The sequence below is a fragment of the Mycobacterium sp. 1245801.1 genome (genome assembly GCF_001673055.1).
Classification (GTDB): Bacteria; Actinomycetota; Actinomycetes; order Mycobacteriales; family Mycobacteriaceae; genus Mycobacterium; species Mycobacterium europaeum_A.
In genome coordinates, this window is the sequence record NZ_LZKY01000078.1 from 1 (window position 1) to 11,725 (window position 11,725).

Here is an 11,725-nt window from a genome sequence, read left to right on the forward strand (position 1 = left end):
TCGAACAGCTGCGCGACGTTGTGTTGGGTGACCGCAACGCCTTTGGGCACACCGGTGGTGCCGGACGTGTAGATCACGTGCGCCACATCGGTGGGCGCCGGCGCCGGCGGCGGGGTGCTCGGCTGGTCCGCCACCGCCGGGTCGGCCACGTCGATGACCACCCCGCCAAACCCCTCGAGCCGATCCACCAGCTCGGCGGTGGTGACCGCGACCCTCGGGGCGGCATCGGCCAGCATGAACTCCACCCGCGCGCCCGGCAGCGCCGGGTCGATCGGCAGATACGCCGCCCCGGACTTGAGCACCGCCACGATCGCCACGATCGCCTCGGCCGACCGCGACAACAGCAGCGCCACAACCCCACCCGGGCCCGCGCCGCGGTCTAACAGCAGATGCGCCAACCGATTGGCGGCCTCGTCGAGCTCCCGGTAGGTCATGGACCGGTCCCGGAACGTCACCGCCACCGCGTCCGGAGTCCGCGCCACCTGCCCGCCGAACAACTCCACCACCGACACCGGCACCACCGCACGACCCAACGCCGACGCATTGCCCCACGCGGCCAGCCGGGCGTGCGCGTTCTCGTCGATCACATCCAGCGCCAGCAGCGGCCGGGTCGGGTCGGCCGTCATCGCAACCAGTAGCCGCTGCAGCAGTGCGGCAAGGTCGGGGGCGTCGAGGCCGGACCAGGGCGCCCACCTGCCCGCGGTGCTGAGGAAGAGTTGGTCGCCGTCACTGGTGAAGATGAGGCCGAAGCCGTCCGCCTGACCGGAATTCGTGTAGGAGGCCGAGGCCGTGACACCGCCGAAGGGCAACGTGAATGCCGACGGGATGAAGTTGACGCTGACCCGCTCCGGCGACTTCGTCAGGCCGCGGACCTTGCGCTCGAGCGCGTGCACCGGGAATCGCTGGTGCGCTACCGCCTCGTCGATGCGCGCCTCGACGTGTTTGCAGAACTCGGCGACCGTCGATGCCGGCGCGGCGGTGATCACCAGCGGCACAACGCCGGCAACCATTCCGGGGAGCGTCTTCAACTCCGGGCGCACGCGGCGGCTGACCGGGAAATCGAGCACCACCTCCGGACCGTCGGGGCACCAGCCGCGGACCAACAGGGCGCAGGCCGCGGTGATGACCGACGTCTGGGATACGCCCCACACGTCGGAGAACCGGTGCACCCGGCGCACCACCCCGGGGTCCAGCGCCACCGGAGCCGACGGCCACGGATTACGCTCCCCCGCGCCGTCGGGGACGCGGTGCTGCCCGTCGCGTTCGGGCGGCAGGTTCGCCAGCCAGTAGGCCTCGTCATCCCGGTACTCGGCGGATGCCTCGTAGCGAGATTCGCAGTCGACCAGCTCGCGCAGTGAGCCGAAGACGGCCGTCGGGATGGGTCCGGCGGACACGATCGCGGAGTAGATGGAGGCGATCCGATGGCCGACCAGCCCGACGCCGGTCCCGTCGATCACGATGTGGTGGCAGCAGGCGAACAAGAAGTACTCGTCGCGCCGGGTCTGAAAGAGAACGAACTTGAACAGCGGCCCGGTGAGCGGCATGGGCGTTCGCTGGATGGCCAGCGCTCTGCGCCGGGCTTCTTCGACGGGCTCGGGCAGGTCGCTCAGGTTGTCGAACGTCAGCTCGACGTTCGGGTTGTCGATCGGGCGCTGGACGACGTCGCCGTCGACCTCGACGAAGGCGACCCTGGTCGGTTCCGCTTCGTGCACGGCTTGCCGGATCGCCCACTGCAAGGCGTCGCGCTGGACCGTGCCGTTGATCCGCACGAACAGTCCCAGCTGCCACTCCGTGTCGGAGTGACCCGTCTGCTGCGCAAGCCATAGGTCTAGCTGTCCGCGAGTGAGCGGAAGCGTTCGGCCGTCAAGCTCCATCCATCTCCCCAACCACAGGGCGTTCCTTTCAACCCCCCGGTTGAGTGGGGCCGCTCGGGCGGGCGTTCGGGCCGTAGCCCGGTGCGCTGCTGCTCGAGGTAGCCCCGGCACTCGGCGCGGTCTACTTCGCGGCGCTTCACCCGGCGATCGGGCGTAGCGTCGGCAAAGACCGACCGCAACCTCGGTTGCCGCTCGTCGTTGGCCGGGACGACTGGGCCGGGAAGCGTCGCCGCCACAACACGGTTGACGCTCCCCACTCCGATGACGTCGTAGTCAACATGAGTGCAACAGTTTGGAAGGCTAATAGACGACCACCCCGTTGGTCCAGGGTTATCCAAACTTGATGTCCTGTGAATCCGCCAAAAGAATGGTTTTAACTCAGCCATCAGGCCTTGATACATACCTCAAGTACTGGTTAAGATTCTCTCAGCACCATACGGTATGGCATGTTTTGGGGGGTTTCGGCGTTGGTCGCCACGCACTGCGGCATAGACCGTTATCGCCGCGTTATAGGCGATCAGGTCCCCGCCGCCGGTACCCGACCATCAAAACGAATCGCGCATGACACAAAAGCGGCGTGGCCCGGAAGGACCACGCCGCTTTCGGACTCCCCGGAGGGATTACAGCAAACCGAGCAGCTGCAGATCGGTGACGTACTTGACGATCACCGGCGCGCTCACATGCGGGATGTCGTTGTCGGAGCCGACCTTCGCTTCCTGCACGGCGGCGCGGAAGCGATCCGTCGGCGCGAAGGCGCCCCGGGCCGGTTCGGCGGGTTGCAGGTTCTTCGGGTCGCGCAGCAGCAACATCAACATCTGCAACACCGAGTTCTGCCGCTGCCGCTCCGGCAGACCCCGCAGGCCGGTCTCGAAGCGTTGCAGCCACTCGCCGAAGTCGTCGACGCGTTCGATCGGGTAGCCCGCTTCGATCAGCCAATCGACGTATTGGTCGAGGCCGATGCCGTCGTCGTGCGGGTTCATCACGTGGTACGTCTCGAACCCGTCCATCACCTGGGCGCCCAGCTTGGCGATCGCCTCGGCGACGAACTCGACGGGCAGGCCGTCGAAGTGCGCGCTCTGCCGGTTGCCATCGGCGTCGAGCTGATAGAACGACTTGGGCGCGACGCCGGTGGCCACGACGCTCAGGATCATCCGGGTGAAGATGTCCGCGACGTTGAGCTGGCCGGCGTAACTGGTGTCGGCCAGGATCATGTCGGAGCGGAACACCGAGACCGGCAGCCCGCACAGGTCGTGCGCCTCGCGCAACAGGACCTCGCCCGCCCACTTGCTGTTGCCGTACCCGTTGGCGTAGCCGCCGTCGATGACGCGGGTGGCGCTGATGACCCGGATGTCGGCGTCCTCGGTGAACGCCGCCGGGTCGATCTGGCGGCCCACGTCTGAAGTCGACACGTATGCGTACGGCTTCTTCTTGGTGGTGAGCGCCAACCGGATCAGCTCCGCGGTGCCCCCGACGTTGGGGGTGAACAGCTCGTTGTAGGGCAGGACGCCGTTGACGACGGCCGCCGAGTCGACGATCAGGTCGACGGTGTCGGCCAGCCGCTGCCAGGTCGCCTCGTCCAGGCCGAGGTTGGCCTGGCCCTTGTCGCCGGCGACGACCTGCAGGTGCTCCTCGGCCAGTTCCTGGAAGTGCGCCAGCAGTTCCGGGTCGCCGCTGTTGAAGGTCTTCTCCAACCGGGCCCACGCGTCCTCGTCGGACTTGGCCCGCACCAGGCAGATCAGCTTGCCGCCCACGACTTCCAGCTGCTCGAGCCATTCGAGCACCAGGTAGCGGCCCAGGAACCCGGTGGCACCGGTCAGCAGGACCGTCCGGACCTCGGCGCTCGGCCCGGGCAGCGTCGGCGCGGTCGACAGCGTCGTCGCGTCGATGAACTTGTCCAGGGTGAGGTCGCGGGCGTGCACCTCCTTGGCGTCGGCGCCGTGCACCGCCGCAAAGCCGGGTCCGGCGGCGCCCTCGGTGTCGGCCCCACTGGTGATCCGCTGGCTCAGGCTGCGGACCGTTTGCGAGTCGAACAGGGTGCGCACCGACAGCGCGCCGTCGACGGCGGTGTTGATCTCGGCGATCACCCGCATCGCGGACAGCGAGTCCCCGCCCAGCTCGAAGAAGGAGTCCTCGACCGACACCCGGTCCATGCCGAGGACGCGGGCGAAGACGTCGGCGACGATCTCTTCGGTGGGGTCGCCCGGCGCGACGTACTCGCCGCCGCGCTTCTGGTACTCCGGTGCGGGCAGGGCGCGCCTGTCCAGCTTGCCGTTGACCGTCAGCGGCAGCGCGTCCAACACCACCACCGCGGCCGGCACCATGTAGGCGGGCAGCCGGTCGGCCAGCTGGACGCGGATGCCGACCGGGTCGGCGGTTCCGGTGATGTAGCCGACCAGGCGCTTGTCGCCGGGGCGGTCCTCGCGGGCGATCACCGCGGCCTGCTCGACGCCGTCGAGCGCGGCCAGGGCGGCCTGCACCTCACCGAGCTCGATGCGGTAGCCGCGCAGCTTGACCTGCTCGTCGGCGCGGCCCAGGTACTCGAGCTGACCGTCGCGGCCCCAGCGGACCAGGTCGCCGGTGCGATACATCCGCGAACCCGGGCTGCCGAACGGGCAGGCGACGAAGCGCCCCGCCGTCAGGCCGGGCCGGCGTGAATACCCGGTCGCCACACCGTGACCGGCGATGTACAGCTCGCCGACGACACCCTCGGGTGCCGGGCGCAGCCACCGGTCCAGCACGAACAGCGCGGCGCGCGGCACCGGCGAACCGATGGACGCCGATCCCGTGCCGCTCCTCAGCGGCGCGCTCATGGCTGCGTAGACCGTGGCCTCCGTCGGGCCGTAGGCGTTGATCATCACCCGTCCCGGCGCCCACCGGTCGACGACCTCGACCGGGCAGGCCTCACCGGCAACCACCAGCGCCGTCGACTCCAGGCCCTCGGGCGAGAGCATGCCGACCGCCGACGGGGTCTGGCTCAGCACGGTGACCTGTTCGGCGACCAACAGCGCGTGCAGCTCGTCGGGCGCGGCCGCGACCGACTCGGGCACCACCACCAGGCGGCCGCCGTGCAGCAGCGCGCCCCAGATCTCGTGCACTGAGACGTCGAAGACCAGTGAGTGCCACTGCGCCCACACCCCCGCCTCCGGCAGGTCGGCGTGCAGCGTCTCCACCAACTGCGCGACGTTCGCGTGCGTGACGGCCACACCCTTGGGGACACCGGTGGTTCCCGAGGTGTAGATGACGTAGGCGATGTTGTCCGACGACGGCATCGGCAGCGCCGTGCCGGGCTGGTTGGCCAGCGCCGGGTCGTCGACGTCGATGACCGTCGGGCTGCAGCCGTCCAGCCGCTCCCGCAGCGCCGAGGTGGTGACCACGGCGACCGGCTCGGCGTCGGTGAGCAGGAATTCGATCCGGGCGGCCGGCAGCGCCGGGTCGATCGGCAGGTACGCCGCCCCGGTCTTGAGCACCGCAAGGATGGCGACGATCGCGTCGGCGGACCGCGAGAACAACAGCGCGACCCGCTCGCCCGGCCCGGCGCCCTCTTCGGTCAGCAGGTGCGCCATCCGGTTGGCGGCCTCGTCGAGCTCCCGGTACGTCATCGTGCTGCCGTCGAAGGTCAGCGCCGGCGCGTCCGGGGTGCTGGCCACCTGGGCGGCGAACATCGCGGGGATCGACTTGGCGGTCGGCGGCTGGCTCAGCACCCCGCGGTTGCCGCGCTCGTCGAGCCAGGCGTGCTCGTGCTCGTCCACGACGTCCAGCGACATCAGCCGTCGGGTCGGATCGGCCGTCATCTCGGACAGCACCCGCTGGAACCTCTCGGTCAGCTTCTCGATGCCGGCCGCGTCGAACACGTCGGTGTCGAACTCGACGCGCAGGCCGAGTTCCCGGCCCGGCAGCGCCATCACTGACAGCGGGTAGTGGTTGTACTCGCGGTTGGTGACATCCGTGATGGCCAGCTCGTGGAAGCCCAACGGCACGCTGGTGTCGATCGGATAGTTCTCGTACAGGAACAAGGTGTCGAACAGCGCGTCGTGACCGGTCACGTGGTGGATGTCGCTCAGCGCCAGGTGCTCGTGTTCGAGGGTGTCGTTGTGGTGTTGCTGCAACTGCTCCAGCACGTCGGCGACGGTGGTCTCCGCGGTGATGCTGGCCCGCACCGGCACGGTGTTGATCAGCAGACCCACCATGGACTCGGCGCCGATCAGGTCGGCCGGCCGGCCCGACACCGCGGTGCCGAACGCGACGTCATGCTGGCCGGTCAGCCGCATCAGCAGCTGCGCCCACGCGGCCTGCAGCACGGTGTTGACGGTGGTGTGGCAGGTGCGGGCGAGCTCGCCCAGGGCGCGCGTGGTCTCCGCGGACAGCCGGTAGGACTCGACGGCCCGCCGGCCCAGCCGCATCCGGCCGGCCGGTCCCACCAGGGTGGGGGTGTCGAATCCGTCGAGCACCTGCCGCCACGCGGCTTGCGCGGCGGTGCGATCCTGGCTGGCCAGCCAGGTCAGGTAGCTGCGGTAGGTGGCCGGCGCGGGCAGCTGGTCCCCGTAGTAGTTGGCGAGGATCTCGCGCAGCAGGATGGGCAGCGACCAGCCGTCCATGACGATGTGGTGGTTGGTCAGCACGAACCGGTACCGGTTGTCCGCGGTGCGGATCAGCGCGGCGCGGAATGCCGGCCGGTTGGCCAGATCGCTGACCGCGGCACGTTCGGCGGCGCACAGCTCCTCCACCCGCTGTTCGGGGTCCAGATCCTCGGCGCCCAGCTGGATGTACCGCCAGGCCATGACCGGGTCGGCCGGGATGACCTGAACGGGCTCGCCGAACTGCGGGCAGAACCGGGCCGCCAGGTTGGGGTGGCGGTTGACCACGGTGTGCACGGCGTCGTGCAGCCGGTGCGAGTCCAGCTCACCGGTCACGGTGATGCCGAGCTGCACCGCGTAGACGTCGTCGCCCGGGTCCTGGGCGAAGCTGGCGTGGAACAGCAGGCCCTGTTGCAGCGGGGTCAGCGGCAGGATGTCGGCGACCTGATGCTGCTTGCTCAGCTCGTCGATCTGGCGCTGGTTCAGGCGCGCGGGTGCGATGTCGGACGGGGTCAGCCCGCCGCCGCCGCCCTGCACGTGGGCGCAGATCCCGGTGAGGGCCTCGAACCACAGCTGGCTGAGCCGGCTGATTTGCTCGCGGTCCATCGCCGAGGCCGCCCACGTCCAGTTGGCGTGCAGGTGCGGGCCTTCCTCGGTGTCCATGGTGCCGGCGTTGAGGTCGACGGTGTGCATCAGCGGCATCGCGACCGCCGCGGCCGCGCCGCTCAGCGACAGGCTGTCCGGGCTCAGCCGCCACAACTCGCCGGGCAGGTCGGCGGCCGCGCCGAGCCGTCCCAGGTAGTTGAAGCCGATCACCGGGTCGGTTCCACCCAGGTCGATGTCGGGGTTCAGGTAGCGCAGCAGGCCGTAGGTGAGCCCGTCGGGCAGGGCACGCAGCTGCTCTTTGGTGGCCTTGACCGCCGCGCCCAGCGCGTCGTCGCCGGCGACCACGTTCGACCAGTCCAGGCCGTCGACCGTCAACGACACCGGGTATTTGGTGGTGAACCAGCCGACGGTGCGGGACAGGTCGACGTGCGGGCCCAGCTCTTCCTGGCGGCCGTGGCCCTCGACGTCGATGCCGATCGGCGTGCTCTTACCCAGGAACTGCGTCCAGGCCATCCCGAACGCGATCAACAGGATGTCCTGCACGCCGGCGTGGAACGCCGCGGGCACCTCGCCCAGCAGCAGCCGGGTGGTCTCGACGTCCAGCGACACCGAGAGCTGCTCGGCGGTCTGGTAGGTGTCCTCCTCGGGGCGCACCGCGGGCAGCACGGCCGGGGTGGCGACGACCTCGCGCCAGGCGTCGGCCTGCTCGACCACCTCGGGGCTCAACGCGTGCTCGGCGAGCAGCGAGGACCAGCGGGCGAACGAGGTGCCGCCGGCGGGCAGCGCCACCGGCTGGCCGCTGTGGTGCTGCGCCCAGGCGATGTTGAGGTCCTCGATCAGGGTCCGCCACGACACGCCGTCGACGGCCACGTGGTGGATGATCAACGCCAATTGGCTTGTCTCGCTTGCCCAGACGGCGCTCACCATGATTCCGGCGCCCGGGTTCAGCCGGGACCGGGCCGCCACCAGCGTGCTATCCGACAGCTCGTCGACGGTCTGCAGGCAGTCGCCTGCCTGCACGGTGCCCGGTTCGGGCGCGTGCAGCGACCAGCCGCCCTCGCCGTCGTCCTCGACGCGCAGCCGCAGCATGGGGTGCCGGTCCAGCAGGGCCTGCAGCACGACGACGACGTCGTCGGAGGTGACGCCCGCGGGAGCGGCCAGCACCATGGTCTGGTTGAAGTCGTCGATCGGGCCTTGCACGGTTTGCAGCCAGTGCATGACCGGGGTGGCCAGCACCGGCCCGATCCCCTCGTCGACCACGTCGTCCTGGTCGGCGCCGTCAGTGGCCACGCGGGCCAGCCGGGCGACGGTCTGTTCGACGAACACGTCGCGCGGGCGGCACATCACGCCGGCCGCGCGGGCGCGGGCCACCACCTGCATCGACAGGATGCTGTCGCCGCCCAGATCGAAGAACGAGTCGTCCACACCGACCCGCTCCACACCCAGCACCTGGGCGTAGATGCCGGCCAGGATCTCCTCGGTGTGGTTGCTGGGGGCGCGGTACTGGCCGCCGCGCTTGTGGTACTCGGGCGCGGGCAGGGCGCGCTTGTCCAGCTTGCCATTGACCGTCAGCGGCAGGCTTTCCAGCACGACGACCGCGGCCGGGACCATGTAGGCCGGCAGCCGCTTGCCCAGCTGGGTGCGCAGTTCGGTCGGGTCGGCGGTCCCGGTGATGTAACCCACCAGGCGCTTGTCGCCGGGGCGGTCCTCGCGGGCGATCACCGCCGCCTGGTCCACGCCGTCCAGCGCGGCCAGCGCCGACTGGATCTCGCCGAGCTCGATGCGGTAGCCGCGGATCTTGACCTGCTCGTCGGCGCGACCCAGGTACTGCAACTGGCCGTCGGCGCCCCAGCGGACCAGGTCACCGGTGCGGTACATCCGCGCGCCCGGCCCGCCGAACGGGCAGGCCACAAAGCGCGAGGCCGTCAATCCGGACCGGCGGGCGTAGCCGGTGGCGACGCCGCGGCCGGCCACATACAGCTCACCGACCACGCCTTCCGGCGCCGGCCGCAGCCACTTGTCCAGCACGAACAACGCCGCGCCGGGAACCGGCGAGCCGATCGGCGGGGCCCCGGAGTCGCCCGCCAACGGCGTGCTCATCGCGGCGTATACGGTGGCCTCGGTCGGGCCGTAGGCGTTGATCATCACCCGTCCCGGCGCCCACCGGTCGACCACCTCGGCCGGGCAGGCCTCACCGGCCACCACCAGGGCGGTGTCGTCCAGGCCCTCCGGCGAGAGCATGCCCACTGCCGACGGGGTCTGGCTCAGGACGTTGACCTTCTCGGCGACCAGCAGGGCGTGCAGCTCATCGGGTGAGCCGGCGACGGACTCGGGCACCACCACGAGGCGGCCGCCGTGCAGGAGCGCACCCCAGATCTCCCAGACGGAGACGTCGAAGACCAGCGAGTGCCACTGCGACCAGACCTTCCCCGGCCCGGTCGGCAGATCGGCGTGCAACGTCCGCAGGAACTCGGTCACGTTGCGGTGGGTGACCGCGACGCCCTTGGGGGTTCCCGTGGTGCCCGAGGTGTAGATCATGTACGCGATGTCCTCGGGCGCCGGCCCGGGCAGCTCGCTGCTGGGCTGGCCGTCCGCCGCGGCTTCGTCGACGTCGATGACGGGCAGGTCGAATCCGTCCAGCCGGGTGCGCAGGCCGGCCGTGGTCACCACCGCGATCGGTGTGGCGTCGCCGAGCATGAATTCCATGCGCGCGGACGGCAGCGCCGGGTCGATGGGGAGATAGGCGGCCCCGGTCTTGAGCACCGCGAGAATCGCGATGATCGCCTCGGCCGAACGCGAGAACAGCAACGCGACGCACTCACCCGGGCGCGCGCCCTGTTCGGCCAGCAGGTGCGCCAGGCGGTTGGCGGCCTCATCGAGCTCGCCATAGGTCAGCGAGCGATCGCCGAACGTCAGCGCCACGGCCTGAGGGTCACGCGCCACCTGCGTCGCGAACACCTCGGGGATCGATTTCGGAGATTTGACCGGCTTGGTCAGGACGGCGCGGTTACCCCACTCATCGAGTCGGTCGTGCTCGCCGCCATCCAGCAGATCGATCGACAACAATCGCCGTCCCGCACCGACGGTCATGACTGCTCCTCCAAGTCCACGGTCATGGCTTCCAGCACCCGCCGAAATCGCTCAACTAGCTTCTCGATCCTCGCCTCGCCAAACACGTCCGTATCGAACTCGACGCGAAGACCTATTTCGTGGCCTGGCACAGCTTGCACCGAAAGCGGGTAGTGGTTGTATTCCCGATTCGTGAATCCACTAATAGTTAACTCGTCCACGGCCGATAGCGCGGCAGTATCGATGGGATAGTTCTCGTACACGAACATTGTGTCGAAAATTTGGTCGTGTCCCGTTACACGATGGATTTCATTCAGTGCTAAATGCTGGTGGTCCAGGGTGTTGGTGTAGGCGCGTTGCAGCTGGTCAAGCAGGTCGGCGATGGTGGTTTCGGCGCCGATCGTGGCCCGCACCGGAACGGTGTTGATCAAAAGGCCCACCATCGCGTCGGATCCGGCCAATTCCGTCGGTCGACCCGAAACCGCTGTGCCGAACACCACATCGTGCTGCCCGGTAAGCCACATCAGCAGCTGCGCCCACGCCGCCTGCAACACCGTGCTGACCGTCGTGCGGCACGAACGGGCCAATTCGCCGAGCAAACGACTGGTCTCGGCGGACACTGCGAACTCGGCGACGCCGCGCGGGCCGAGCCCGGTGCGGCCCGACGGCCCCACCAGCGTGGGGGTCTCGAAGCCCTCGAGCACCTCGCGCCACGCGGCCTGCGCGGCGGCCCGATCCTGCTCTGAGAGCCAGGTGATGAAGCTGCGATACGGCACCGGCGCCGGTAGCCGCACCCCGAAGTAGCTGGCGAAGATCTCCTGCAGCAGGAGCGGCTTGGACCAGCCGTCGAGCACGATGTGGTGGTTGGTGAGCACGAATCGGTAGGTGTTCTCCGCGGTGCGGATCAGGGTGCCCCGGAACGGGGGCTGCCCGGCCAGATCGCAGACGGCGACGCGTTCGGCGGTGGACAACCGGTCCACCTGTGCTTCGACGTCGTCGCCGGCGTCCAGCTCGACGTACTGCCAGGCCAGCTCCGGGTCGGCCGAGAGAACCTGCACCGGCTCCCCGAAGTCCTCCAGGAAGCTGGCCACCACGTTGGGATGGCGCGTGATGACGGCGTGCACCGCCTGGCGCAGCCGCTCGGGGTCGATGGCACCGGTGACCGAGATGTCGAGCTGCACGGCATAGAGGTCTTCGGATTGTTCGCCACCCTGGGCGGTGCCGGTGTGGAACAACAGCCCCTGCTGCAACGGCGTCAGTGGCAACACGTCGGCGATCCGGTACCGCTGCTGCAGTTCGTCGAGGTCGCGCTGGCTCAGGCGGGCGGGCGCGACGTCGGACGGGGTCAACCCGCCGCCGCCGTTGCGCACGTGCGCGCAGATGCCGGCGAGTGCGTCGAACCACAGCTCGCTGAGCCGGCCGATCTGCTTCTCGTCCAGCGCAGAGAGCGCCCAGGTCCAGTTGGCCTGCAGGTGCGGGCCGTCCGCGGTGTCCATGGTGCCGGCGTTGAGCTCCACCGTGTGCGGCAACGGCAGCGCCACCGCGCCCGCCGCGCCGGCCATCGCGAAGCTGTCCGGGGCCAACTGCCACAGCTCGGCGGAC

The 11,725-nt window shown here is 69.6% G+C and carries 3 protein-coding genes; all 3 read right to left on the reverse strand.

Going from position 1 to position 11,725, the window contains the following annotated elements; genetic code table 11:
• A partial coding sequence (locus A5622_RS04645) for an AMP-binding protein (protein ID WP_156752840.1) occupies positions 1 to 1,874 on the reverse strand: 1,874 nt, incomplete at its 3' end.
• 620 nt (positions 1,875 to 2,494) lie between these two features.
• Positions 2,495 to 10,144, reverse strand: a complete 7,650-nt coding sequence (locus tag A5622_RS04650) for a non-ribosomal peptide synthetase (protein ID WP_066877003.1) — start codon at positions 10,142 to 10,144, stop codon at positions 2,495 to 2,497.
• Positions 10,141 to 11,725 (reverse strand): condensation domain-containing protein (locus A5622_RS04655; protein ID WP_232002863.1); only part of this gene is annotated, 1,585 nt, incomplete at its 5' end. The genes A5622_RS04650 and A5622_RS04655, both read right to left, overlap by 4 nt.

Excerpts from the sequence above, each read along its gene's own strand:
- A5622_RS04650 (WP_066877003.1), bottom strand. The coding sequence starts at position 10,144 with ATGACCGTCGGTGCGGGACGGCGATTGTTGTCGATCGATCTGCTGGAT.